Origin of the sequence: Sphingobium sp. B2D3C (genome assembly GCF_025961835.1) — a bacterium.
Classification (GTDB): Bacteria; Pseudomonadota; Alphaproteobacteria; order Sphingomonadales; family Sphingomonadaceae; genus Sphingobium.
On sequence record NZ_JAOQOK010000001.1, the window covers coordinates 1,172,295 to 1,197,360 of the forward strand.

Genomic DNA, 25,066 nt, shown 5'->3' on the forward strand with positions numbered 1-25,066 from the left:
TAAATGCTGCTTTGTCGCTAAGAGAAACGCTGTGGCTGACCGGGTTTTTCAGTGTGGCTGCCAGTATGCGTGCGGTCAGATCGTTTCCATGCGGACGTTGAGCAGGTCGTTTGTGAACGAGCGCACGATCAGAGCTCCGAACTTGCCGATTAGCCCATCAGGAACCTCATAGGCGCTGGCATAGCTGGCGATGTGGTGGAGCGCGACCGCCTGCTTCTTGATCTTCACCTGCCCCCCCGCCAAAGGTACCGCGCGTGACCGGGTGATATGCGCGCTTGATGTTCTGCCCTTCGCCGCGATCTCGGTTGAAGGCGTTATTCATTGGAGTGGTCGCCACGTTCACCTTGTCGTGCGAAGCCATTAGGTTTTTCTGCTGCACTATTTTTTAGGCTATCTTGCCCATGAATGCGATGATCCCCTCACTTGTCCGAAATTTGTAGTCATTTTTCGGACAAAGACCAGCCAGCCCGATGCGCGGAAGGACTCGAACCGCCCTGTCCATTCACGTCCAGCCTTTACCACGATTCCAGATCTTGCTATTAATGCCCATGGCGACTTCGCAAGTCCATGATTTGACTGCGAAATCAATCGCTTAGGTTGCCCCGCAGAAAGCTCTTCTGGGCACCATTTTTCTGACACCCCCAAGTAGCGATGATTTCGCTCTTCCCACGCTGGGGAAGGGGTTTGGCGGCTGTGTCTTTTCCTCTTGTAGCCTGCCCTCTGGCGTCGCGCGAAATTTCTCGGTCGCGAGCCCATACATGCGCGCATCCGATCATCGAAGAGATGATCGCACACCGAAAAGCTGTGTCGGGAGATGAAGGGCTTTTCCAAGCCTGCCCAGCCGGGAAGGCTGGTGACCCCTACGGGAATCGAACCCGTGTTTCAGCCGTGAGAGGGCCGCGTCCTGACCGCTAGACGAAGGGGCCACTGAGCGAGCGATGTGCATCGCTGCCGTGAGAGGGCGCCTTTACGGGGATGGTCTGGCGCGGTCAAGGCCATTTGCTCAGGCGATGGCAAGATCCTCGATATGCAGCTCCGCGGCGGGGCGGGGCCCCCAGTCGTCGATCTTTGCGCGACCGGCGAGCCAGAAGCGCGTGCCGGCGCGGGAGGAGAGCAGCATCTGCCCAAGTTCTGTCTCTGCCTGACGAAAAGCCATGGCCTTGAGCGAGCGGCCGTCCTCGCCCGCCACGATGGCGCGGACATGGCTCGTCCCGACGATATCGGCGCGCACGACGCGCACCGGCCCCAGCGCGACACGGGGTGCGGGCCAGCCATTGCCGAAGGGGCCGGCCTGCTCCATCGACTGGATCAGCTCCGGCGTCAGTCCGGCCGGCGCTACCAGCAGGTCGATGAGGAGGGCGCGGGCGGTGGTGGCGCGGGCGACATCCTCGCGCAGCCGCTCTTCCAGAAACTCCGCCAGCGCGGTCACATGCTCGCGGCGAACGGTAAGCCCGGCCGCCATGGCATGCCCGCCGCCTGCCACCAGCAGGCCGTGGTCCTTGGCGGCCAGAATGGCGGCACCTAGATCGACACCGGTAATCGAGCGTCCCGAGCCCTTGCCGATGCCGTCCTCGTCAATGGCGATGACGATGGCCGGGCGGGTGATCTTTTCCTTGAGGCGCCCGGCCACGATGCCGATTACGCCCGGATGCCACAGATCGCCGGCGATCACGGCGACGGAGCGCTCGCCCAGCTCTGCGAGAAGGGCTTCGGCTTCCTCCTGCACGGTCGCCTCGATCGCACGCCGCTCCTGATTGAGCTGATCGAGCTCTGCGGCGAGCATAGCAGCCTCGTCGGGGTCGGCAGTGGTGAGCAGGCGGACGCCCAGATCCGAGCGGCCCACACGCCCGCCGGCATTGATGCGGGGTCCCAGGGCAAAGCCGAGGTCCGAGCATTGTGGAGCACGCTCCAGCCGGCTCGCAGAAAGCAGGGCGTTGAGGCCGATATTGCCGCGCCGCGCCATCGTCTTGAGCCCTTGGGCGACAAAGGCGCGGTTGAGGCCCCGGATGGGCGCCACATCTGCGACGGTGCCCAGCGCGACCAGATCGAGCAGATCCAGCAAGCGCGGTTCCGGGCGGGCGGCGAACCAGCCCCGCGCGCGCAAGGTGCGGACCAGCGCGGCACCGAGCAGGAAGGCGACGCCGACCGCGGCGAGATGGCCATGACCGGCGGCCTCATCGGCCTCATCGAGCCGATTGGGGTTAACCAGCGCAAGGGCAGGGGGGAGCGAGGCGGCGCATTTGTGGTGATCGACGACGATGACATCCAGCCCCACGGAGCGTGCGGCCTCCAGCGCGGCAAAGGCCTGGGCGCCGCAATCGACCGTGACGACCAGGCTGGCACCGCTGCGTGCAAGCGCTACCAGCGCCTCACCGGATGGGCCATAGCCCTCCATCAGTCGGTCGGGGATGTAAACGCCTGCAGCGAGCCCGAGCTCGCGCAGCAGCCGCACGAGCAGTGCTGCGCTCGTCGCGCCGTCCACGTCATAGTCGCCGAAGATGGTGACCGATTCTCGGTCGATGACGGCCGCGGCGAGCCGCTCGGCGGCGCGATCCATATCCTGGAAGATGGACGGATCGGGGAGGAAGCTGCGGATGGTCGGCGCCCGTTCGCGCTCCAGGCTGTCATGCGTGCACCCCCGCGCGCGCAGCAGATCGTCCACGAGATTGCCGCCGCTGCCGCAGGGCTCAGGTCCGCGCCAACGCCAGGCACGGCCGGTGAGCGATCGATCGATATCCAGAGCAAAGCGCATGGCGGCACCTTAGCCGAGCTTGTGGGGGAAAGGATAGGAGCGTCGTGATAGGGGTGGGGTTAGCCTTCGCCGCTCGTGCTGGGTAGGGTCTGAGGTGCGCCTCAGGCGTACCGAAGAGCCGTATCGAAGCATCGTCAATCCTTCGATACGCCGCTTCGACAGGCGTAGCAGCTACTCAGGACGAACGGAGATATCGTCCGAGATGTCGTCATTTTGCGCACGGGATGTTTCGGGCGGAACGGCGTTTATCCGCACGCCGCTCTTTGCAAGTCCCGGCCGATGGAGTAGCTGCGCTATCATGACGGCAATCCTCTCGCTCCGCGGCGTCACCAAGCAATATGCCAGCGGTCACAAGGCGCTCGGCAGCGTCGATCTCGATGTGGAGGAGGGCGAGATCTTCGCGCTTCTCGGGCCGAATGGCGCTGGCAAGACCACGCTCATATCCATCATCTGCGGCATCGTACGCGCCAGTGGCGGGACTGTGCATGTCGGCGGGCACGATATCGTGCGGGATTATCGCCAGACGCGCGCTACCATCGGCCTGGTGCCGCAGGAACTCTCGACCGATCAGTTCGAACGCGTGATCGATACGGTGCGCTTCAGCCGTGGCCTGTTCGGCAAGCCGCGCGACGATGCCTATATCGAGAAGGTGCTGCGCGACCTGACGCTTTGGGACAAGCGCCACGCCAAGCTGCAGGAGCTTTCCGGCGGCATGAAGCGGCGGGTCATGATCGCCAAGGCACTCGCCCATGAGCCGCGCCTGCTGTTTCTGGATGAGCCGACTGCCGGCGTCGACGTGGAACTGCGCCGCGACATGTGGGCGCTGGTCCGCCAGCTGCGGGACAATGGCGCGACGATCATCCTCACGACCCATTATATCGAGGAAGCCGAGGACATGGCCGATCGCGTGGGCGTCATCACCGGCGGCGAGCTGATTCTGGTGGAAGACAAGGCCCGGCTGATGAAGAAGCTGGGCAAGAAGACGCTGCGGATCACGCTCAATGAGCCGATGTCGGCTGTGCCTGCTGCCCTGTCTGACTGGCGCGTGACTCTGGAGAGCGACGGCGCCGAGCTTGAATATGTGTTCGACAGCCAGGCCGAGCGCACCGGGATCTCGGCGCTGCTCGGCCAGCTGAGCGCCCTTGGCATCGGCTACAAGGACCTCAACACCAAGGAAAGCTCGCTGGAGGACATTTTCGTGGATCTTGTCCACAAGCCTGCGGCCCGGTCGGAGCAGGCGGCATGAGCGGCATTAACATCCACGCGATCCGCGCGATCTATCTGTTCGAACTGCACCGCTTCCAGCGCACGCTGATGACGGGGCTGGTCGTTCCGGCGTTGACCACCACGCTCTATTTCGTGGTGTTCGGCAGCGCCATCGGGTCGCGGATGACGGAGGTCGACGGGATTCCCTATGGCGCATTCATCGTGCCGGGCCTCATCATGCTGTCGATGTTCACCGAGAGCATCTTCAACGCCAGCTTCGGCATCTACATGCCCAAATATAGCGGCACGATCTACGAGCTGCTCTCCGCGCCCATTTCCGCGCTGGAGACGATCATCGCCTATGTGGGCGCGGCGGCGACCAAGTCGATGATCATCGGGCTGGTGATTCTCGCGACGGCGCATCTGTTCGTCGATCTGCCCATCGCGCACCCTGCGGCGATGCTCCTGTTCATGATGGTGATCGCGATCAGCTTTTGCCTGTTCGGGTTCATCCTGGGCATCTGGGCGCAGAGTTTCGAGCAGTTGCAGGTCATCCCGCTGATCGTCGTCATGCCGATGACCTTTCTGGGCGGCGCGTTCTACTCGATCCATATGCTGCCCGAGCCCTGGCGGACGATCACCATGTTCAATCCGGTCGTCTATCTGATCAGCGGCTTCCGCTGGACCTTCTTCGGGAAGGGCGATGTCGCGATGGGCGTCTCCGTGGCATTCGTCAGCGCGATGCTGGTCATCTGCCTCGCGGTGATCGCCTGGATGTTCAAGACCGGATATCGCCTCAAGAAGTAGAGCGAACGGGCGTCAAATACCAAAACGCCCGCCATGCGCGAACGCAGGCGGGCGGTTCAGTCTCTGAATACTCGGTGCGTCAGTCGCGGGCGCGATGCTCACCCTTGACCCAGCGCACCGTGCCCGACGAGGCCCGCATCACGACGCTGTTCGTGGTCATTTTGCCGCCGCGCAGGAGCTTGACACCCTCGAGCAGCGAACCATCGGTGACGCCGGTTGCAGCGAAGATGCAGTCGCCCTTGGCGAGGTCTTCCAGCTTGTAGATGCGGTCGAGGTCGGTGATGCCCCACTTGCGGGCGCGGGCCTTCTCGTCCTCGTTCCGGAACAGGAGCTTGCCGTTGAACTGGCCACCGACGCAGCGCAGGGCCGCACAGGCCAGCACGCCCTCGGGCGCACCGCCAGAGCCCATGTACATGTCGATGGTGGTGTCCGGGTCCGTCGTCGCGATCACGCCGGCCACGTCGCCGTCACCGATCAGCACCACGCCACAACCGATGCCGCGCAGTTCGGCAATCAGCTTCTCATGGCGGGGGCGATCCAGCACGCACACGATGATCTCGGAGGGCTTCACGCCCTTGGCCTTGGCCACCGCCTCGACATTCTCCGTGGCGCTCTTGCGCATGTCGATGATGTCCGGCGGATAGCCGGGGCCAACCGCCAGCTTCTCCATGTACACGTCCGGCGCGTTGAGCAGATTGCCTTCCTCGGCCGCAGCGAGAACCGCAAGCGCATTGGGGCCGGCCTTGGCGGTGATGGTCGTGCCTTCCAGCGGATCGAGCGCGATGTCGATCTTGGGGCCACGGCCCGGCGCGCCGCCGACCTTCTCGCCGATGTACAGCATGGGGGCTTCGTCGCGCTCACCTTCGCCGATCACCACCGTGCCATCCATGTACAGGCCATCGAAGGCTTTGCGCATCGCCTCAACGGCAGCAGCGTCCGCGGCCTTCTCGTCGCCGCGCCCCACGAGCTTGGACGCGGCGATCGCGGCGGCCTCGGTGACGCGCACCATCTCAAGAACAAGTACCCGATCGAGTACGGAACTGGCTTCGACGGTATTCGACTTCCCCATCCTGCGGCATCCTTTGCTGAATTGATGGGACGCGATAGGCGAGGATTGTTGCAATGTCGATAATGAGCCAGCGTCTTACCGGTGCGGCCGGGCGCATATCGCATCCCGGCCTGTAAGCGCGGGGTCGCCGCCTCTCAGTCGAGGATGTGCATCAGCATCGGCGCGCCCAACAGACTGTCCGATCCGCCGAGCCTGCGCAGCAGATCGTCGATGGCGGAGAGGGCGCCCGGGTGAGTGACGATGGCGACCAGAACGCCCTCGTCCGCGGTGGCGGCACGCTGGATCACGCTTTCGATCGACACGCCCGAATCCCGCATCGCCGCCGTGATTTCCGCCAGAACGCCGGGGCGATCCTGAACCTGGAAGCGCAGATAGGCGCGGCCCGTGCGCTGGCCGGCATCGGCCTTGACCTGGCGCTGCAGCCACTCCGCCGGCATGGCGAAGGCAGGGCCATATTCATCGCGCGCCACGTCGATAACGTCTGCGACCACGGCGGAAGCGGTGGGGCCTTCACCGGCGCCGGCGCCCTGGAAGAACAGGCGGCCGACGAAATTGCCCTCCGCCACGACCGCGTTGAGCGCGCCATCGACATGGGAAAGGGGATGATCGAGCGGCACGAGCATGGGGTGGACGCGCTGGAAGAGGCCGACATTCTCGCTGCCGTCCGCCTCGCATTCCGCCATGCCGACCAGCCTGATCTTGAACCCGAGCGAGGCGGCCTCGCGGATATCGGCTGCCATGACATTGCGAATGCCGGTGATATCCACCGAGCCGAAATCGATCTCGGTGCCGAAGGCGAGGCTGGCGAGAATCGACAGCTTGTGGGCGGCGTCGATACCGTCGATGTCGAAGGTGGGGTCGGCCTCGGCATAGCCCTTGGCCTGCGCTTCCTCCAGCACCTGGTCGAACGGGCTGCCGTGCTGTTCCATGGTGGAGAGGATGTAATTGCAGGTGCCGTTGAGGATGCCATAGACCCGCATGATGCGATTGGCAGCGGCGCCCTCCCGCAGGCCCTTGATGACCGGCACACCGCCCGCGACGGCCGCTTCATATTTCAGCGCAACGCCGCTCCGCTCGGCTTCATGTGCCAAATCGAGACCATGATGAGCGATCATCGCCTTGTTGGCGGTAACGAAAGGCTTGCCCTGGCTCAGGCATTGGCGGGCCAGCGTCAGGGCCGGGCCATCCGCGCCGCCGATCAGTTCAACGACCGTATCGATGTCCTCGCGCTGCGCGAGGGTCGCCATGTCGTCGACCCATTCATAGGCGGAGAGATCGAGGCCGCGATCCTTGCTGCGGTCCCGCGCGGAAATGGCGACCACCTCGATCGGGCGGCCTGCACGCCGGGCGATCAGATCCCGGTTGGTCTCCAGCAGGCGAATGACACCGGCGCCCACGGTTCCCAAGCCGACGATGGCGAGGCGAAGGGGGCGGGAAGAGGCGTCGGTCATGGTCATGTCCTGCAAAAATGTGTGAGCGGCGGTCGCACGGAGGTCCGCCGCCGCTCATAGCGGGTAATCCCGTTCAGGAAAGAGCCCTCTGCCTAAATGACTGGCGTTTGGGTGCGGTCACATGGTCCGAGCGCGGCCCGGAATGCGCTGTAATCGCGACTGGCGGCTTCCGCATCGTTGCGCGCCAGTTCGGTGAGGGACAAGGGCGGGAGCTGGTCGGGCAAGCTGCACGCGAGGCGATACCACAGCAAGGTGTCCCGCTCGGGGAGCTTCGCCGAATCATCCACAACCTCGCCCAGCGACACGCTGAAATGCGGTTGCTCCTGCGGTCTGCGGATCACCGACAGTGAAATCGGCGAGCCGTCCGCCGTGCCAAGAAAGATCTGGGTCTCCCCTTCGCCCACAATCGCGCCTGGCACATGGAAGGCGGAGGTAATGGCGGTGATCGGACCAGGTGCCCCCGGCGCGTAAAGATCTTCGATGACCTTTCGCGCCAGCGCCTCGTTGGCGGGGGTCCAGGGCACGAGCGCCGTGCTCGCGCTCAACTGGAACTCGCTCACCTGCTGGCCGACTTTGCCGAAAGCGAGAAAAATCTTGTTCTTGAGGTTGGGGCGTCGAGCATTTTCCGCTGACCCGTCCACGAGGAAAGAGATTCGCTTGGACATCACGCCATCGCTGCGAATCAAGCCGAGCGTTTCGGCCTGGACGTAAAAACGGCTCCGCGTTTCCGGCAGATCGGGCGCGCGCTCGCGCTTGAGGGCGACGATAGAACGCACGGTAATGCGCGCCACCGTGGGGGAGGACGATACCAGTTCGGCCATCCGCGCGTAACTCAAGCTTGCCGGCTCTGGCGATTCTGCCACCTGTGCCGTAGCGGAAGTGGAAATAAAGGGGAAAGCGGCTGTCAACAGGGCGCTGCAACCGATTGCCGCCAGTTTGAACCGGGCCTTTGGGCGTCGGATTGTGTCGGTCATACGCAATTCTCCTGATAGGCCTTCCTCAGCCTCTAACATAGGGGGTTACGCAGAGGTGACCACCGTCAACAAAGCGTTTGCTTCACACGTTTTGCCACGATAGGACATGCCTCGGAATTTAGGAGCCCGAGCGATCAGTATCGCACGGAAGACGTTGTGCTTTACGGCATTTCGTCGATTCGTGGTCTGATTGTCAGCGCTGTATCGAGCTAGGGAGTGTCATTGCTGAATGGCCTATGCTGACCAGTCACAATCGTCCGGTAGGACGGTTTCTCTTATCATCGTGGCAATCATTCACGCGATCCTCGGTTATGCGTTTGTGACGGGGCTTGGCATCAAGTATGTCAAGCAGGCTGCAGAACAGCTGAACGTCATCGACGTGGCAGAGGAGCCGCCGCCGCCAGAGGAGGAGCCGCCGCCACCGCCTCCGCCTCCGCCAGACATGCCGCCGCCACCGCCGCCGCCGCCCACAGCGCCGCCGCCGATGATTTCGCTGCCGAGCACGGCTCCGGTTCTGGCGCCGCCGCCGCCTCCCACGCCGCCTCCGCCGGCTCCGCCTGCACCGCCGCCGCCGCCTGCGCCGGTTGTCAGCAAGGCCGCTGGTGCCAGGGGTAACCCTGCGAGCTGGATTACGTCTGACGACTATCCTGCGGGTGCTCGTCGTGACGAGGCCGAGGGTTCGGTGACGATCGCTTGGGATATCAATGCCCAGGGGCGCGTCGAAAATTGCCGGGTGACCGCATCGAGCGGCCGCAAGGACCTCGACGAAACCGCTTGCAGCCTGATCACGCGCCGGGGACGTTATTCTCCCGCGCTCGATCAAGCCGGCAATCCGATCAAGTCGAGCAGCTCGCGCCGCGTGGTCTGGAAGCTTGAACGTTAATCCTGATTTCGGCCGTCCCGAACCGGGGCGAGGGACGGCCCATTCACCGACTGGTTTGAGAGGAATACACGAATGTTGATTTATTTGTCCGCAGCCGCTGCGCCGGCCGATAACCCTTACGGTCTCATGGAAGCCCTCGAGCAGGGCGGCGTGATCGCCTGGACCGTTTTCATCATTCTTTGCGGCATGTCCGTGTTCTCGTTCTTCATTCTGTTCTCGAAGCTCATCGAGCAGCAGAAGGTGATCGGCCAGGCCAAGAAGGTCCGTACGACGTTCTGGCGTTCGGCGACCCTCAAGGAGGGTTCGGCCAAGCTCGAGAAGAACAGCGCCTACAAGCAGCTGGTCGACGACGGCATCATGGCGCAGGAACAGCATGCCAAGCTGACCGATCCGGTCGAGGCGCATGACTGGATGCACGCTTCGCTCGCGCGTTCGGAAGCCGCGATCAACTCCAAGCTCGGCGGTGGCCTCGCGTTCCTCGCGACCGTCGGTGCGACCGCGCCGTTCATCGGTCTGTTCGGTACGGTTATCGGTATTTACCGCGCGCTCATCAAGATCGGTGCGTCCGGTCAGGCCTCGATCGACGCCGTTGCCGGCCCGGTCGGCGAAGCTCTGATCATGACCGCGCTGGGTCTGGCCGTGGCCGTTCCGGCTGTGCTTGCCTACAACTGGCTGCAGCGTCGTAACAAGTCGATTGCTGAAGACCTGAGCGGCTTCAACAACGACCTGCTCGGCTACATGGTGTCCAACGGTGCGGTCCGTCCCACCGTGGTTGCTGCCCCGGCCGCGCCCGCTGCCAAGCCGGCTGCCGCCAAGGCCTGAGCTATCAAATGAAGCAGGTGTGGCGATCCTCGAGCGGGTCGCCACATCAAGCCTCCGCAAGGACGTGCGTGCTTCCAAAGCCAAGAGTTAGGATTTTGATCGATGGCAATTAGCTCTGGGGGTGGTGGTGATGACACCCCGATGTCGGACATCAACACGACGCCTCTCGTGGACGTCATGCTGGTGCTTCTCATCATCTTCCTCATCGCAATTCCGGTGGTGATCCAGACAGTGGACGTGAAGCTGCCGAAGATCGCCTTCGAGCCAACGACCACGAAGCCGGAAAATGTGAGCCTTACGGTTCGCGCAGTGGATGGGCAGTGCGAAGTGTACTGGAACGTGACCAAGGTCACGGCCGGTGACCTTCTCAACCGCGCTGTCAAGAAGCTGGAAGCGGATATCGAGAAGGCCGGTGGCGTGGAGAACATGAACCCCGACGATCTGCCCGAGGCGCACATCCGTGCAGACATCGATACGCCGTACCGGTGCATCGGCGGCACGATCTTCACGATGCAGCGCGCTGGTTATCCGAAGGTTGGCTTCATTTCCGAGCCCGACCCGGCTTCGATTTCCGTCCGTCGCCTCTGACGCCCAAGTTTAGGAGACCAGTCCCATGGCAATGAGTGGTGGCCGCGACGACGGCGAGCCGATGATGGAAATGAACACGACGCCGTTGATCGACGTCATGCTCGTGCTCCTCATCATGTTCATTATCACGATCCCGATCCAGACCCATGCGGTGAAGATCGACCTTCCGCAGAATGCGGACGCGCCGCAGAACACGATCGACCCGGTCAAGAATCGCCTGACCATCGATCCGGCAGGCACGATCTACTGGAATGGTGCCCCGGTCGACCGGGTGACGCTGCGCCAGTATCTCGATCAGACCAGCCGTATGGCCCCGGAGCCTGAACTGCAGTTCGAGCCTGACCAGTCGGCTCGTTATGTGGTGGTTGATGAGGTGCTCGCCATCATCAAGCGCGCTGGCGTGACCAAGCTCGGCTTCGTCGGCAACGACCGCTACGGCGGCGTGTTCTGATCATAGCGGGAACGCGCTTCGTCGCGGATCTGGATGTGTTTGGAAAAGGGGGCTTCGGCCCCCTTTTTTGTTGGGTTTCAGAGCGAGGCGTCTGGGATTAAGATGGAAGGCGTCTGGGGGGCAGGCTTCGGCCCTAGGCGTGAGCGCGGGTCAGCAGCCTTCAAGACCTCGATCCTGCGCTGCGCGTGCGAGCATAGTTGTATTGCGCTGAGAGGCCAGCACGCGAGTGGCGGACCAACACGCAAGCCAGTTGGCGGTTCTGGACCTTTCAACGGCGCCGGTGATGCCATTAGCCCTCGGCTCGGGCGCTGAGGCAGCGCTGCAGATTGCAAGCGGTCAGGATGAGGAAGTGGCCGCCGGTCGAGGTTCTCCTAGGTCTTAGAGTCCTCATCTGCTGGGCCGGAAGGACTTCCTATGATTAGGACGATGGTAAGCTTCCCTGTCGTATCGTGCGATGTTCCAGGCAGGCAGGTCGATATGGGCGCAGTTCCAGACAGAATGAATGAGCCGTCCGCTCGTTCGTCAGCGCGGCAGTCGGTCTTGATTGGCGTCCGCGTGCGCCGCAAGGGCGAGAGCTGGTTCAAGAGCCGGATTTCGGACATGTCGCTCACCGGCTTCCGCCTGATGAGCTACGTGAAGCTTCAGGTTGGTATGGAAGTGTGGGTGATGTTTGCCGGCTTTGAAGGGCGCAAGGCGTTCGTCACCTGGGTATGCGACCATGAAGCGGGGTGCGAGTTCGAGACACCGATGCATCCGGCGATTTTCGACCATATCGTGCGTGGGGCGAGCACGGACTGACGACCTCGGGCCAATCAAGCGCGCGGGCTCGACATGATCCGCTTCGCCGGAAAAGGGCAAGAGGGCGCACTGAGGCTTGCTCGCCGGCATCGTGGATACGCTCGGTCAATTCCGTGCCGCGCTGCAGACCCATTGCCGGTTTACTGCACAGGACAGGCAGCACCGAAAGGGACCTCGCTTCCGAGGTCAACGGGGCGTGGCTCGCGTACCTGCTAAAGACTTGGTCGATGCTTCGATACATTCTGCACGCGTTTTTTAGGACCTGGAAGTGCTCAGGCTGCGCATGGGCGTGTCGCCGGTCTCGGTGCTTCCACGTGAGACCCTGAACCCTACGCAGCCGACTTATGTTTGAGCGTCGCCCACTTGGCCAACGCGGCTACCGGGCCAAACATGCGGCCCCTGAGCGAGCTAAGCAGCTAAGAGCCAGCGCCGCATCAGCAACAGCTGATCGCCGTGCCAACGTCCGGTAATCTCCGATCAGGCCGGTTCGTCGAACTGCAGCGATGCGAGCCGGGCGTAGAGGCCACCGCGGGCGATCAGGTCCGCGTGGGTGCCGATGTCCGCGATCCGGCCCTGATCGAGGACGACGATGCGGTCGGCGGCGCGGACGGTCGCCAGGCGATGGGCGATGACGATAGTCGTGCGATCCTTCATCAGCCGGGCGAGGGCATCCTGCACCAGGCTCTCGGATTCTGCGTCCAGCGCGGAGGTCGCTTCATCGAGAAGCAGCAGCGGCGCATCCTTGAGCAGCGCGCGGGCGATCGCGACGCGTTGGCGCTGGCCGCCGGAGAGGCGGGCGCCGCTCTCGCCGAGTTCGGTGTCCAAGCCCTGCGGCAGCGCCTTGAGAAAGCCGTCGGCATTGGCTGCGCGCGCGGCCTCCATCAACTGCTCGTCGGTGGCATCCCAGCGTCCGTAACGCAGATTGTCGCGCGCACTGGCCGCAAAGATCACGGTTTCCTGCGGCACCAGCGCGATCATGCCGCGCAGGCTCAGCAGGTCTGCCTCGCGCAGGTCGACGCCGTTGAGGAGGACCCTCCCGTGGGACGGATCGTAGAACCGCTCTGCAAGCTGAAGGAGCGTGGATTTGCCCGCGCCGGATGGGCCGACGATCGCCACGGTCTCGCCCGGCGCGACGTCCAGCGAGAAATCCATAAGGGCGGGCAAATCGGGCCGCGTCGGATAGCGAAAGGCCACATTCTCGAATGTCAGCCGCGCCTGACCGGGCTGCGGGATGGCGACCGGCCGCGCCGGTTGGCGGATTTCGGAGACGGCGCTGGTCAGTTCGCTCAGTCGCGTGGCGGCGCCGGCCCCGCGCAGCAGATCGCCATAGACCTCGGTGAGGGCCCCGAAGGCACCCGCGACAAGGCCGCCCGTCATGACGAAGGCTGCGATGCTGCCGCCGGACATCCGGCCCGCCGCGACGTCAAGCGCGCCCTGCCACATGATGAGCGTGATGGAGCCGAAGATCACCAGAATGATCGTCGCGGTCATGGCCGCTCGCAGGGTGATGCGCTGGCGGGCCGTGCGGAAGCTGTCCTCGACCGCGCGCCGGAATCGTCCGGCCTCGCGCTCTTCCTGACCGAAGGCCTGGACGATCTTCATGGCGCTCAGCACTTCGTTGGTGATGCTGCCGACCGCAGCCAGCCGATCCTGACTGTTGCGCGAGAGCGCGCGCAGGCGCCGGCCGACCAGGATGATCGGCCCGAGCACGATGGGAATGCCGAACAGCAGCATCGCCGTAAGGCGCGGCGCGAGCATGAACAGATAGACGATGCCGCCAAAACCGGTGAGCAGATTGCGCATCGCCACCGAGACCGTCGAGCCGACGACCTGCTCGATGATCGCCGTATCCGCCGTCATGCGAGAGGCGATCTCGGAGGGCCGGTTATGCTCGAAAAAGGCAGGCTCTTGCCGCAGCAGATTGGCCTGCGCGGCGATCCGCAGGTCGGCCACCACGCGCTCGCCCAGCCAGGCGACGAAGTAGAAGCGCATGGCGGTCGCAAAGGCCAGGATGACCACGATCAGCAGCAGATACTGGAACCAGCGGCTGATGTCCCCATCGAGCCCCGAAGCAAAACCGCGATCGATGACCAGCTTGAAACCACTGGGGATGGCAAGCGTTGCTGCAGAGGCGAGAACCAGGGCGAAGCCGGCGCCGGCTATGCGGCCGGGGTAGCGGAGCGCGGCGCGCCAGATCAGTCGAAGATTGCCAAGATCGCCCGCTTTGCGCCGATCGTCATTGTCTGGGGTGGACGCCGAGGTAGCCATGGCCGCGCCCTAGACCAACTTTGCAACCAAGGGGAGGGCTTTTGCACCTGCGCTGTGCCTTCTGGTGTGGCAAAGGAGACGCGTCGGCACTATTTAATGCTTCTAAGCCCGGCATCGGCGCTGGCATCAGGGCGTTGGATGTGCTGGTTTAGACAGATGGCCCCGAGTAAGGAAACACATGCTCTATAGTGCCTATGAGATTCAGCGCAGCTTTCTGGCAAGCGCCAGTGCCATGGCGACCGCGAGCGTAGAACTGCTCCAAAATCCCGCAAATCCCTTCGCTTATTTCGGTGGCGGTCCGATGCTCGCCTCCGCGCTGGACGTATTCGCGCATGCCGCGGCGCCGCGCGGCAAGCCGGCCTTCGATCTGCCGACCACCGAGGTGGACGGGCAGACCGTAGCGGTGCACGAAGTCATCGAGGCGCGCCAGGTCTTCGGCCAGCTGCGTCATTTCGTGCGGGAAGGGCAGGAGGGGCGGCACCCCAAGCTGCTGATCGTCGCGCCGATGTCCGGCCATTTCGCGACGCTCCTGCGCGGCACCGTCGCCCGGATGCTGCCGGGGCATGACGTCTACATTACCGACTGGCGCGATGCCCGTGATGTGCCGCTTTCCGATGGGTCGTTCGATCTGGATGATTATGTCGATTATCTCGTCGGGTGGCTCGAGCATATCGGACCGGGCGCACATATGCTGGCGGTCTGCCAGCCGTCGGTGCCCTGTCTGGCGGCCGCGAGCCTCATGTCCGCCTCCAAGCATCCGTGCCGTCCGCGCACATTGACCATGATGGGCGGCCCGATCGACACCCGCGAGGGGCCGACGGCCGTCAATCAACTGGCCCAGGAGCGGCCGCTGAGCTGGTTCAGCCAGAATGTGGTAACCTCGGTTCCGTTCAATTATCCCGGTGCCGGGCGGAAGGTCTATCCCGGCTTCATGCAATTGGCCGGTTTCATGACCATGAACCTTGGCAACCACCTGATGAGCCACTGGCAGATGTTCCGCCACCTCGTTCAAGGAGATGACGAGAGCGCGGACGCGACCAAGAAATTCTACGAGGAATATCGCTCGGTCTGCGACATGACCGCCGAATTCTACCTGCAGACCGTCAATGAAGTCTTCAAGAAGCACAGCCTGCCCAAGGGCGAGTTCATGCATCGTGGCGTCCGCATCGACACGGCGGCGATCACGGATGTCGCGCTGCTCGCCGTCGAAGGCGAGAATGACGATATTTCGGGGATCGGCCAGACCAGGGCGGCACTCAAGATTTCCCCGAACCTGCCGGACGAGATGAAGCAATATTATCTCGCCGAAACGGTCGGCCATTACGGCATCTTCAATGGCTCGAAATGGCGCAATCGCATTGCGCCAGTGGTCGAGGCATGGATCGCCCGCCACGATGATCTACCGCGCGGCTGATCGCCCGTTCTCATGAGGTCGGATTCGCAGTGATCGACATTGGCCTGCAGCAAGTCGCGGTCGAGCGCTTCGCCGTGCGCGACGCCTTCACCATCAGCCGTGGCGCCAAGACGTTTGTGGATGTGGTCATGTGCGTGGTCACGGATGGCACGTTCACCGGGCGGGGCGAGGGCACGCCGATCTATTATCATGGCGAGACGGCGGAAGGGTGTGCGGCGGCGATCGAGGCGCTCGTGCAGGCGCAGGGCGGCGTGCCGGACCGCGAGACGTTGCGCACCCTGATGCCACCGGGCGCCGCACGCAATGCGCTGGATTGCGCACTGTGGGATCTGGAGGCAGCGCGGACCGGCAAGCCGGTTTGGGCGCTGGCCGGACTGAAGGCGCCCCAGCCGGTCCGGACGGCCTATACGATCAGCCTCGATACGCCGGAGAAGATGGCGCAGGCGGCCGCAGACGCGCGGGCGCGGGGGTTCACGCTGCTCAAGTGCAAGCTCACCGGCGACGGCGATCAGGCCCGCATCGAAGCGGTGCGCCAAGGTGCGCCGGATGTCGACCTGATCGTGGATGCCAATGAGAGCTGGGCCGATCTGGACGTGCAGGCGCAAGCCCGTGCATTGGCCGATCTGGGCGTCGCATTGATCGAGCAGCCCTTGCCGGCACAGGCTGATGCGGCGCTGGCCGGGCTGGCTCTGCCGGTGCCGATCTGCGCGGACGAGAGCTGCCAGTCGCTGGCTGATCTGGCGCGGCTTGGGACCTATCAGGCAATCAACATCAAGCTCGACAAGGCCGGTGGACTCACCGAGGCGCTCGCCATGGCGCATGCGGCAAGGGCCGCGGGGAAGCGCATCATGGTCGGCTGCATGCTCGCAAGCTCGCTCGGCATTGCGCCTGCCTTTCTGCTTGCACAGTTCGCCGATTGGGTGGACCTCGATGGCGCCTTGCTGCTAGCTCATGATCGCGAGGGCGCCATGAAAGTCGCCAACGGATATCTTTCGCCCGGAACTTTATGGGGCGAGGCGATTATAACGGATGCTCAACGAAGTTGAACGACAATAGGGTTTTGAAGCGGTCGTAAAGGCCGAGGACCGGCAGTTGCCGGGTCGCGATTGGAGGAGGCTGTACGTGCGCCTAGCACGAATTCTCGCATTATTGGTGGTACTCGCGACTGTCGGCGTGTCGGCCTATTTCCTCTATCGCATGCCCTTCGCCTGGCTGCAGATCGTCCCTGCGGCGGTTGGCGTCGGCCTGTGCCTCTGGTTCTGGCGCACGGCACCCAAGCGCAAGAAAGCTCGCAAGCGCGCCGCGCTCGCGACGGTTCTGTTCGTGCCGCTGCTGATGGCGAGCGCCGTGCTGAGCCTGATGGTGTCGCCGGAATCGGTCTGGCCGGTGTTCACCGCGCTGGCGCTGCTCGCGATGATGGTCGCCGTGCTTGCGCTCATGCGGATCGAGCGCAAGCAGAACCATGTGTGGGCCGGCTATTATTCCGACGTGGCCTGATCGGCGCTGCCGACGCTGCGCGGGGCCAGAGCGCCCGGCAGTTCGTGAAGAACAGGGTAGGGCATGATCATCTTGCCGGCCGGATCGGCGGTAAACGTGGTCTGCGTGGGATAGGCAAATTCCAGCCCGAGATCGTTGAAGCGGCCGAGAATATCGAGGCCGATCGCGTGGCGGATCATGTAAACCTCATCCCAATCATGCGAGTGCACATCGAACTCCAGCTCGAAGTCCAGTGAACTCGCCCCGAACCCAATGAAGCCCGAGCGCACGAAGTCGCCGCCATGCGCGTTGACGATCTCTCGTAGCAGATCCGGTATTTTCGCCGCTTCGGCCGGCGGGGTCTGGTAGATGACGCCGATGGCGAACTTGATCCGGCGCCGGTCGAGACCGGTGTAGCTCGTGATCTCCTTGTTCAGCAATTGCGCATTGGAGACGATCATGCGTTCGCCCGTCACCACGCGCAGGCGCGTGGACTTGAGGCCGATGCGTTCCACAACGCCCGTCTGCGTACCGAAATTGATCGCATCGCCGACCTTGAAGGGCTTGTCGAAAATGATCGAGAGAGACGCGAACAGGTCCGAGAAAATGCCCTGAGCGGCAAGACCAATGGCAATGCCGCCGATACCGAGACCGGCGACAAGACCAGTGACATTGACGCCGAGATTGTCCAGCACGACGATGGCGGCCACGGCAAAGATCGCGATGGAGAGGAGGACTTTGATGAGGCCGCTGGCATTGGCCAAAGCCTCGCTGCCGCCCAGCTCCGGGTCCGAGCGCATCTGGATGAAGCCGAGCGCCATGTGGCGCACCCAGACCGCGATCTGCCAGGCCGTCACCACGATGAACAGGAAGTTGATCGCATTGAACAATGCCGGCGGCACCGGGAAATAGTTGACGACGAGGCGCGCCGCGATGAGCATCATGAACAGATGCCCGGTTTTCCCGACGGTACTGGCCGCGACGCCCATGATCGGCGCACTGTGCGCCGCCCTGAGCAGCAGGCGCTGCACGATCCGCTTGAGCAGCCCCAGCGCAAAATAGATGGCGATGCCGATAGCCACGGCGATCGCCACCTCGATCCAGTTCTCGCCCAGCCATGTCATGGCATGTTCGAGGCTGCGGAGGGGATTGGCGTGGGACGAAGTTGTCGTCGGGGCAGCAGTCATCAGGCTGGCGTGCTCGCAAATTGGGGGATGTCGTGCGATGAGAACGCCGCAGAGAGGATGTAGTTCACGGACAGATTGTCACTGAGCACGAAGCCATATCGCGGATCGGCCATCAGTCCCTTGGTCGCCGTGAGGTGCAGGCCACGGTCGGACAGCAGCGCTTCCATTTCCTCCGGGGTGATGAAGCGGGCTGCGTCATGCGTGCCCTTGGCGATGCGGCCGAAGCCCTCTGCCAGCGTCACCACCATCAGCTTGGAGAGCGGCGTCCGGTTTGGCGTCGAGATAATCAGCAGCCCATTCGGCTTGAGCAGCCGCGCGACGGCGGAGAGAAACATCGCAGGATCGGTGACATGCTCGATGACTTCCAGCGCCGTGATCAGGTCGAATTGCGGATCGGCCAGCGTCTCCACCCCGCAATTGCGATAATCGATGGACAGGCCCATTGCGGCGGCATGATCGCGGGCGACGGCGATATTCTCCGGCGCCGCATCCACGGCCGTCACGGCGCCGCCCATGCGGGCGAGCGGCTCGGCGACCAGCCCGGCCCCGCAGCCGACATCGAGAACGCGCTTGCCGGCCAGCGGGCGCAGATCTTGAGGCGATCCACCCCAGTGCGCATCGATAGCGGCGCGGATGAAGCCAAGGCGCACCGGTCCCAGCTTGTGGAGCATGGCGCTGGAGCCATTGGGGTCCCACCAATCGGCCGCGTGCGCGCCGAAATGCGCGGCTTCTTTGGGGTCGATGGTGCTGCTGTGCGGTTCGCTTGCCATTGCCGATCCTGCTGACTAATAGGGCGCCGGCTCGAAGGCCGGTGAATACCGATCCGTCGGCATTTCATGCCCCCTTGATAGTCCAAGAAAGGTCCGCGGCAAGTCCATGGCGCGTATTGTGATGAAATTTGGCGGCACGTCGATGGCCGGCATGGAGCGAATCCGCAACGTTGCGCTTCGGGTGAAGCATGAGGTTGGCCTGGGCAACGAGGTCGCCGTCGTCGTTTCCGCGATGGCCGGCGAGACCGATCGTCTGGTCAACTTTTGCAAGGAAGCCAGCCCGCTTTACGACCCCGCCGAATATGACGTGGTTGTCGCGGCAGGCGAGCAGGTGACGTCCGGGTTGCTGGCGATGACGCTCAAGGCGCTGGGCGTCGATGCGCGCAGCTGGCTGGGCTGGCAGTTGCCGATCCGCACGAGCGAGGCACATAGCAAGGCGCGGATCGACACGGTCGAGACCGAAGGCCTGCTGGCGGCGATGACCGCCGGGCAGGTCGCGGTCATTCCGGGCTTTCAGGGGCAGATGGAGAGCGGCCGGGTCTCGACCCTGGGTCGTGGCGGGTCTGATACCTCCGCCGTGGCGGTCGCGGCCGCTGTGCAGGCCGATCGGTGCGATATCTATACAGATGTCGATGGCGTCTACACGACCGATCCGCGCATCGTCAGCCGGGCCCGCAAGCTCGACAAGGTTACCTATGAGGAAATGCTGGAACTGGCCAGTGTCGGCTCGAAAGTGCTGCAGACGCGGTCCGTCGCGCTGGCGATGAAGGAGAAGGTGCGCGTGCAGGTGCTCTCCTCCTTCGACGCGCCAGGGGACGATCCCGAACCCGGCACGATGATCGTCAGCGAAGCAGAAATTGAGGAAAGCGACATGGAACGGCAGCTCATCACCGGCATCGCTCATGACAAGAACGAAGCCAAGATCATCGTCACGCGCGTGCCGGACAAGCCCGGTGCGGTTGCCAGCATCTTCGGCCCGCTGGCCGATGCGAGCATCAATGTCGACATGATCATCCAGAATGACAGCAAGGACAATGCCGAGACGGACGTGACCTTCACTGTCCCCCGCACCGATCTCGCGCGCAGCGTCGACATTCTGGAGAAGCTGCAGAACGAGATCGGCTTTCGTCGCATCATCACCGACGATCAGGTCGCCAAGATCAGCGTCGTGGGTGTTGGCATGCGCAGCCATGCCGGCGTCGCGGCGACCATGTTCAAGACGCTGGCCGAGCGCGGCATCAATATCGAGGCGATCTCCACCAGTGAGATCAAGGTCTCGGTGCTGATCGACGAGGACGAGACCGAACTGGCCGTTCGCGTGCTCCACACCGCCTATGGTCTCGATGCGGAGCAGGCGCCCGCTTGATCTATTTGGAGCCGCTTCCGTTCGGGAGAGGCTCCGAGGCAGCGTGCCGGCATCCGGTCGGTCGCTGATCTCCTCTTTGCCGTCGCTTCCCGTTGGGAAGGGTCAGATTGGGTATCGTGATGACCGACCGTCTTTCTTCCCTCATGGCCCGCGGCACCGCATTTCTCGGCAGCGAGACCGCGATCATCTGTGGCGCAATGAGCTGGGTGTCCGAGCGGCATCTGGTGTCCGCTGTCAGCAATGCCGGCGGCTTCGGCCTGATCGCGTGCGGCGCGATGACCCCGGACATGCTCGATACCGAGATCGCCGCGACCAAGGCGATGACGGACAAGCCCTTTGGCGTGAACCTCATCACCATGCACCCGCAGCTGTTCGATTTGATCGCAGTCTGCGCACGCCATTCGGTGACGCATATCGTGCTGGCCGGCGGCCTGCCGCCCAAGGGCAGCATCGAGGCGATCAAGGCGAGCGGCGCTAAGGTGATCTGCTTCGCCCCAGCCTTGTCGCTGGCCAAGAAGCTGCACCGGTCGGGCGTCGATGCGCTGGTGATCGAGGGTATGGAAGCGGGCGGCCACATCGGCCCAGTCGCGACCAGCGTGCTCGCGCAGGAAATCCTGCCGGTCATGGCAAGCGAGCTGCCGGTCTTCGTTGCTGGCGGCATCGGCCATGGCGAGGCGATCGCTGCTTATCTCGACATGGGCGCGGCCGGCGTGCAGCTCGGCACCCGCTTTGCCTGCGCCAGCGAGAGCATCGCCCATGCTAACTTCAAGAAGGCGTTCTTCCGGGCTTCGGCGCGCGATGCCATTGCCAGCGTGCAGATCGATTCGCGGCTACCGGTGATCCCCGTGCGCGCCCTGCGCAACGCCGGAACTGACGCCTTCACCGCCAAGCAGCGTGAAGTCGCGCAACTGCTCGACGACCGCAAGGTCGACATGGGTGAGGCGCAGCTGCAGATCGAGCATTATTGGGCCGGTGCCCTGCGCCGGGCGGTGATCGATGGCGACATCGAAAATGGCTCGCTGATGGCTGGCCAGTCCGTGGGCATGGTGACGAAGGAAGAACCCGTCGCCGAGATCATCACGACCCTGATGGACGAGGCGCGGGCGGCGTTGACCCGCCGGGTCGGCTGATCGCGGCGCTGCTCTCGCAGGCAGCCTGTCGGTCATTGGTTAACGGTAGCGATATCAGGGCGTTCCGTTTACAGCGGTGCGAACGCGCCGACTGGTGCGACCGTCGAAAAGAACAAGACATCGGGAGAGATGCCGTGCTGAAGGGCCGGTCCAACGACAGGTGCATGAGGGACGCGTTGTTGCGCGTTTCAACGCCTGCTTGCGTGTCTGCCGCGTCTCCTTCTTTTCCGACTGGCTTTCTTCCTCTGCTGCTCGCCATTCCGTCATCGTCTTTGCCGGGTTCCTCGCCCGGAAAGATCGAGACGAGGTTGGTTCCCGGCGGCAGTTTCTGATAGCAGGAACGCATGGATCAAACGCGGCGCCCGGAATCCCCATCGAGCAGTGCGGCCACGGCCGCGCGCAGAATTCTCTCTCGCCTCCATGAGGTGATGGCGGCGCGTACGCAGACGCAGGTGAAACTCAACAAGGTCGTCGAGATTGTCGGACAGGAGCTTTCGAGCGAGGTCTGCTCGATTTACTTGCTGCGCGATGGCATGCTGGAGCTGTTCGCGACGCGCGGCCTCAAACAGGAGGCCGTTCACGTCACGCGCCTGGCGCCCGGCGAGGGCCTTGTTGGCACGATCGCCCAGAATGTCGAAACGCTCAATCTCGAGGAAGCCTCCGGCCATCCCGACTTCGCCTATCGGCCGGAAACGGGCGAGGAGCGCTTCCACAGCTTCGCCGGTGTGCCGATCGTGCGTCGTGAGAACGCGATTGGCGCGCTGTGCGTCCAGCATCTCGACCCGCGCGGCTATGAGGAAGTCGAGATCGAGGCGCTGCAGACGGTGGCGATGGTGCTCGCCGAGCTGATCAACAACGCCAATCTGGTCGATGAAAATCCCGGCGAAGATCGCCCGCTCGAAACGGGCGCGAGCATCCTCTCGGGCCTGCAGCTCGTGATGGGCATGGCGCGCGGTCACGCCGTCTTCCACCAGCCTCGCGTCACCATCGAGCATACCGTTGCCGAGGATATCGAGGTCGAGCGGCAGCGCGTCTATTCGGCCTTCGCCAAGATGCGCGAGCAGATCGAGCGCATGGCCGGGCAGGCCGAGTTCGGCATGGACGGCGAGCACAAGGAGGTGCTCGAGACCTACAAGATGTTCGCCTATGATGAAGGCTGGTCGCGGCGGATCAACGAAGCGATCGACTCTGGCCTCACGGCCGAGGCGGCAATCGAGCGGGTGCAGCAACGCACCCGGATGCGGATGCGGCAGATCGATGACCCGCTGCTGCAGGACCGGATGCACGATCTGGAGGATCTCTCCAATCGCCTGCTGCGGATCGTGGCCGGGCAGCTCGGCACGGCGGCACAGCTTGGACTGCGGCAGGACACGATCCTGATCGCGCGCAATCTCGGGCCCGCGGAACTGCTGGAATATGACCGGCGGCGCCTCAAGGGTGTCGTGCTCGAGGAAGGCTCGCTCACCGCGCACGTCACGATCGTGGCGCGGGCCATGGGCGTGCCGGTGCTGGGCCGGGTCAAAAATACCCGGGCGCTGATCAACGAGGGCGATCTGCTGCTGCTCGATGTCAACCAGAACCGCCTCTACATCCGCCCCTCCGAGCCGATGGACGAGGCGTTCGAGAGCGGCCTGGCGCTCACGCAGAAGCGGCGCGCGGCCTATGCCGGGCAGCGCGATCTACCGGCGGAGACGAAGGACGGCCAGCGCATCGAGCTGATGGTGAATGCCGGCCTGCGCGACGATGTCGCCGCGCTGGACGTGACGGGCGCCGACGGGATCGGCCTGTTCCGCACCGAGTTCCAGTTCCTCGTCTCAGCGACCCTGCCGCAGCGCGAGCGCCAGCAGCGCCTCTACAAGGAAGTGCTCGATGCGGCGGGCAGCCGCCCGGTCATATTCCGCACGGTCGATATCGGTGGGGACAAGGCGCTGCCTTATCTGCGCAAGAGCGATTCCGACGATGAGGAAAACCCCGCCATGGGCTGGCGCGCGGTGCGCCTCGCGCTGGAGCGCGATGGCCTGATGAAGGCGCAGGCGCGGGCATTGCTGGAGGCCGCGGCCGGGCGGACACTGCATGTCATGTTCCCGATGATCTCCGAGCCATGGGAACTGACGCAAGCGATGACGCTGTTTCGCGAGCAGAAGGACTGGCTCGCCAAGCGAGGCCGCAAGCTTCCCAAGAGCGTCAAATATGGCGCGATGCTGGAAGTGCCGGCGCTCGCCGAGGCGCTCGACTTCGTGCTGCCGGACCTGGACTTTCTCTCCATCGGCACCAACGATCTCACCCAGTTCCTCTTCGCTGCCGACCGCGCCAACCCCAAGCTGGCCGAGCGTTACGATTGGCTGAGCGTCGCGATCCTCCGCTTCCTCGCACGCGTGACGCGGACCTGCTCCGAGCATCGGGTGCCGGTGGGAGTTTGCGGCGAAATGGGCGGACGCACGCTGGAAGCCATGGCCCTGCTCGGCCTTGGCATCCGCCGCCTCTCCATCACGCCAGCCTCGATCGGCCCGGTCAAGGCGATGGTACGCTCGGTGGATCTCACGGCCTTGTCGCAGGTCACGGTCGATTTGCTGAAAGGCGGGGTTGCCAACCTTCGCGAGCCACTCTCACAATGGGCCGACGACAACGGCGTCGATCTCGGTTGAGAGCCTGTGCGGTGCTGCGCCAGCGAATTCGCGCGTTGACACCGCATAGCGACTGATGAAACAAAGGAACTGGCGAAAAGACCGAAAATAGACGGAAAAAGGCCTCAATGCGCGAAGATGCGAACGAAAATGAGACGGTCGCGCGCAGCGGACTGAGTGCATCGGCGCAGATGCGGCAGGCGCGTGAGGCTGCGGGCATGTCGCTCGATGATGTGGCGAACCGCACGCGGATTACTTTGCGCCATCTCACCGCGCTGGAAGCCGGTGACTATCAGGCCCTTCCCGGAACGACCTATTGCGCAGGTTTCTCGCGCGCTTTTGCCCGCGCGGTCGGCATCGACGAACATGCCCTCGTCAGCAAGGTGCGTGAAGAAATCGCCGAAATGGGCGTCGAGCAGGACCCTTATGAGATTGATGAGCCGGTCGATCCCAGCAGCGTTCCGCCGCGCTATCTGGTGATCGCCGCCGCAGTGATCGCGCTGCTGTTTGCGGGCGGTTACGCGATCTGGCGGACGCAGTACATCACGCCGCCGACCGACGACCAGCTTGCGATCGAACAGCGGACCGAGCCGCGTATCGCCGATCCGCGCAACAAATCGGCGGCGCCCGGGCAGAACTCGGCGCAGGCGCGTCCCAATGGTCCGGTGGTCCTGACTGCGGTGAACGAGGTTTGGCTGCGCATCTATCAGCCGGACGGAAAGCGTCTCTTCGAAGGGACGCTGGAGAAGGACAAGAGCTTCACCGTCCCGGCCGAGGCGCAGGACCCGATGATCCTCACCGGACGTCCGGACGCGCTGGCGGTGACCGTTGGCGGGCAGGCCATCCCGCCACTCGGGACTGCCGAGCGGACGATATCGGATGTTCCGCTGACGGCTGCGGCTTTGCTTGAACGCCGCGTTCAGCCCACAGACACCGATCCGGCGGCATCGCAGACCAGCAATGGTGATGCACCGCCGGCGGGTTGATGCTAGCAGGCACGGCCTCGCCAACGGATGGGGGAGCGCTCATT

General features: G+C 63.8%; 22 protein-coding genes and 1 tRNA gene. 14 read left to right on the plus strand and 9 right to left on the minus strand.

Annotated elements, in window-relative coordinates:
* Positions 1 to 75: 75 nt before the first annotated feature.
* The 3 genes from M2339_RS05425 to recJ form a co-directional block, all read right to left on the minus strand.
* The gene (locus tag M2339_RS05425; protein WP_264606256.1) at positions 76 to 228 is read right to left on the minus strand and encodes a hypothetical protein; all 153 of its coding nucleotides are present in this window, start codon (positions 226 to 228) and stop codon (positions 76 to 78) included.
* A 623-nt stretch (positions 229 to 851) separates the two neighbouring features.
* Positions 852 to 926 (minus strand) — tRNA-Glu (locus M2339_RS05430).
* A gap of 77 nt (positions 927 to 1,003) precedes the next feature.
* A complete protein-coding gene (gene recJ / locus M2339_RS05435) occupies positions 1,004 to 2,752 on the minus strand; it encodes a single-stranded-DNA-specific exonuclease RecJ (protein WP_264606257.1) in 1,749 nt (582 codons plus the stop codon).
* A 298-nt stretch (positions 2,753 to 3,050) separates the two neighbouring features.
* Between recJ and M2339_RS05440 the strand changes: the two genes are divergently transcribed.
* Both M2339_RS05440 and M2339_RS05445 read left to right on the plus strand, forming a co-directional pair.
* A complete protein-coding gene (locus tag M2339_RS05440; RefSeq protein WP_264587285.1) occupies positions 3,051 to 3,998 on the plus strand; it encodes an ABC transporter ATP-binding protein in 948 nt (315 codons plus the stop codon).
* A complete protein-coding gene (locus M2339_RS05445) occupies positions 3,995 to 4,765 on the plus strand; it encodes an ABC transporter permease (protein ID WP_264572906.1) in 771 nt (256 codons plus the stop codon). The genes M2339_RS05440 and M2339_RS05445 overlap by 4 nt, the downstream gene beginning before the upstream one ends.
* 79 nt (positions 4,766 to 4,844) lie before the next feature.
* Here M2339_RS05445 and glpX read toward each other — a convergent pair whose 3' ends face one another.
* The 3 genes from glpX to M2339_RS05460 all read right to left on the minus strand — a co-directional run bounded on the left by glpX (position 4,845) and on the right by M2339_RS05460 (position 8,259).
* Positions 4,845 to 5,834: a class II fructose-bisphosphatase gene (gene glpX / locus M2339_RS05450; RefSeq protein WP_181559765.1), complete on the minus strand. Its 990-nt coding sequence runs from the start codon at positions 5,832 to 5,834 to the stop codon at positions 4,845 to 4,847.
* Positions 5,835 to 5,968: 134 nt separating this feature from the next.
* The gene (locus M2339_RS05455) at positions 5,969 to 7,285 is read right to left on the minus strand and encodes a homoserine dehydrogenase (RefSeq protein WP_181559764.1); all 1,317 of its coding nucleotides are present in this window, start codon (positions 7,283 to 7,285) and stop codon (positions 5,969 to 5,971) included.
* 92 nt (positions 7,286 to 7,377) lie between these two features.
* Positions 7,378 to 8,259: a hypothetical protein gene (locus M2339_RS05460; protein WP_264587284.1), complete on the minus strand. Its 882-nt coding sequence runs from the start codon at positions 8,257 to 8,259 to the stop codon at positions 7,378 to 7,380.
* A gap of 229 nt (positions 8,260 to 8,488) precedes the next feature.
* Between M2339_RS05460 and M2339_RS05465 the strand changes: the two genes are divergently transcribed.
* The 5 genes from M2339_RS05465 to M2339_RS05485 all read left to right on the plus strand — a co-directional run bounded on the left by M2339_RS05465 (position 8,489) and on the right by M2339_RS05485 (position 11,801).
* Positions 8,489 to 9,142 (plus strand): energy transducer TonB, encoded by a 654-nt coding sequence (locus M2339_RS05465; protein ID WP_181559762.1) that lies wholly within the window; start codon positions 8,489 to 8,491, stop codon positions 9,140 to 9,142.
* A 72-nt stretch (positions 9,143 to 9,214) separates the two neighbouring features.
* Positions 9,215 to 9,964, plus strand: a complete 750-nt coding sequence (locus M2339_RS05470) for a MotA/TolQ/ExbB proton channel family protein (RefSeq protein ID WP_181559761.1) — start codon at positions 9,215 to 9,217, stop codon at positions 9,962 to 9,964.
* Positions 9,965 to 10,066: 102 nt separating this feature from the next.
* Positions 10,067 to 10,552, plus strand: coding sequence for an ExbD/TolR family protein (locus M2339_RS05475; RefSeq protein ID WP_181559760.1), 486 nt, complete (start codon positions 10,067 to 10,069; stop codon positions 10,550 to 10,552).
* 25 nt (positions 10,553 to 10,577) lie between these two features.
* Entirely contained in the window at positions 10,578 to 11,003 is a 426-nt protein-coding gene (locus tag M2339_RS05480) for an ExbD/TolR family protein (protein WP_181559759.1), read from the plus strand.
* Positions 11,004 to 11,480: 477 nt separating this feature from the next.
* Positions 11,481 to 11,801 carry a PilZ domain-containing protein gene (locus M2339_RS05485; RefSeq protein WP_264575705.1) on the plus strand — a complete coding sequence of 107 codons (321 nt, stop codon included), beginning with the start codon at positions 11,481 to 11,483 and terminating at the stop codon, positions 11,799 to 11,801.
* A 477-nt stretch (positions 11,802 to 12,278) separates the two neighbouring features.
* On the opposite strand, the gene M2339_RS05490 is transcribed toward M2339_RS05485, so the two are convergent.
* On the minus strand, positions 12,279 to 14,069 hold the full coding sequence (locus M2339_RS05490) for an ABC transporter transmembrane domain-containing protein (RefSeq protein ID WP_264587283.1): 1,791 nt from the start codon (positions 14,067 to 14,069) through the stop codon (positions 12,279 to 12,281).
* 178 nt (positions 14,070 to 14,247) lie between these two features.
* On the opposite strand from M2339_RS05490, the gene M2339_RS05495 reads away from it, so the two are divergent.
* The 3 genes from M2339_RS05495 (at position 14,248) to M2339_RS05505 (ending at position 16,980) form a co-directional block, all read left to right on the plus strand.
* Entirely contained in the window at positions 14,248 to 15,483 is a 1,236-nt protein-coding gene (locus M2339_RS05495) for a polyhydroxyalkanoate depolymerase (RefSeq protein ID WP_264587282.1), read from the plus strand.
* A gap of 29 nt (positions 15,484 to 15,512) precedes the next feature.
* Entirely contained in the window at positions 15,513 to 16,529 is a 1,017-nt protein-coding gene (dgcA, locus tag M2339_RS05500) for an N-acetyl-D-Glu racemase DgcA (protein WP_413714721.1), read from the plus strand.
* Between the two features lie 76 nt (positions 16,530 to 16,605).
* Complete coding sequence (locus M2339_RS05505) at positions 16,606 to 16,980, plus strand: hypothetical protein (protein WP_264587281.1); 375 nt, start codon at positions 16,606 to 16,608, stop codon at positions 16,978 to 16,980.
* Here the strand turns inward: M2339_RS05505 and M2339_RS05510 are convergent.
* Positions 16,962 to 18,146 (minus strand): mechanosensitive ion channel family protein, encoded by a 1,185-nt coding sequence (locus M2339_RS05510; RefSeq protein WP_264587280.1) that lies wholly within the window; start codon positions 18,144 to 18,146, stop codon positions 16,962 to 16,964. The genes M2339_RS05505 and M2339_RS05510 overlap by 19 nt on opposite strands.
* Complete coding sequence (gene ubiG / locus M2339_RS05515) at positions 18,146 to 18,916, minus strand: bifunctional 2-polyprenyl-6-hydroxyphenol methylase/3-demethylubiquinol 3-O-methyltransferase UbiG (protein ID WP_264587279.1); 771 nt, start codon at positions 18,914 to 18,916, stop codon at positions 18,146 to 18,148. The genes M2339_RS05510 and ubiG overlap by 1 nt, the downstream gene beginning before the upstream one ends.
* A gap of 106 nt (positions 18,917 to 19,022) precedes the next feature.
* On the opposite strand from ubiG, the gene M2339_RS05520 reads away from it, so the two are divergent.
* The 4 genes from M2339_RS05520 to M2339_RS05535 all read left to right on the plus strand — a co-directional run bounded on the left by M2339_RS05520 (position 19,023) and on the right by M2339_RS05535 (position 25,022).
* Positions 19,023 to 20,282, plus strand: a complete 1,260-nt coding sequence (locus M2339_RS05520) for an aspartate kinase (protein ID WP_181559751.1) — start codon at positions 19,023 to 19,025, stop codon at positions 20,280 to 20,282.
* A gap of 119 nt (positions 20,283 to 20,401) precedes the next feature.
* On the plus strand, positions 20,402 to 21,412 hold the full coding sequence (locus tag M2339_RS05525; RefSeq protein ID WP_264587278.1) for an NAD(P)H-dependent flavin oxidoreductase: 1,011 nt from the start codon (positions 20,402 to 20,404) through the stop codon (positions 21,410 to 21,412).
* 344 nt (positions 21,413 to 21,756) lie between these two features.
* On the plus strand, positions 21,757 to 24,057 hold the full coding sequence (gene ptsP, locus M2339_RS05530; protein WP_264587277.1) for a phosphoenolpyruvate--protein phosphotransferase: 2,301 nt from the start codon (positions 21,757 to 21,759) through the stop codon (positions 24,055 to 24,057).
* 107 nt (positions 24,058 to 24,164) lie between these two features.
* Positions 24,165 to 25,022 (plus strand): helix-turn-helix domain-containing protein, encoded by an 858-nt coding sequence (locus M2339_RS05535; protein ID WP_264587276.1) that lies wholly within the window; start codon positions 24,165 to 24,167, stop codon positions 25,020 to 25,022.
* The last annotated feature ends 44 nt before the right edge of the window (positions 25,023 to 25,066 follow it).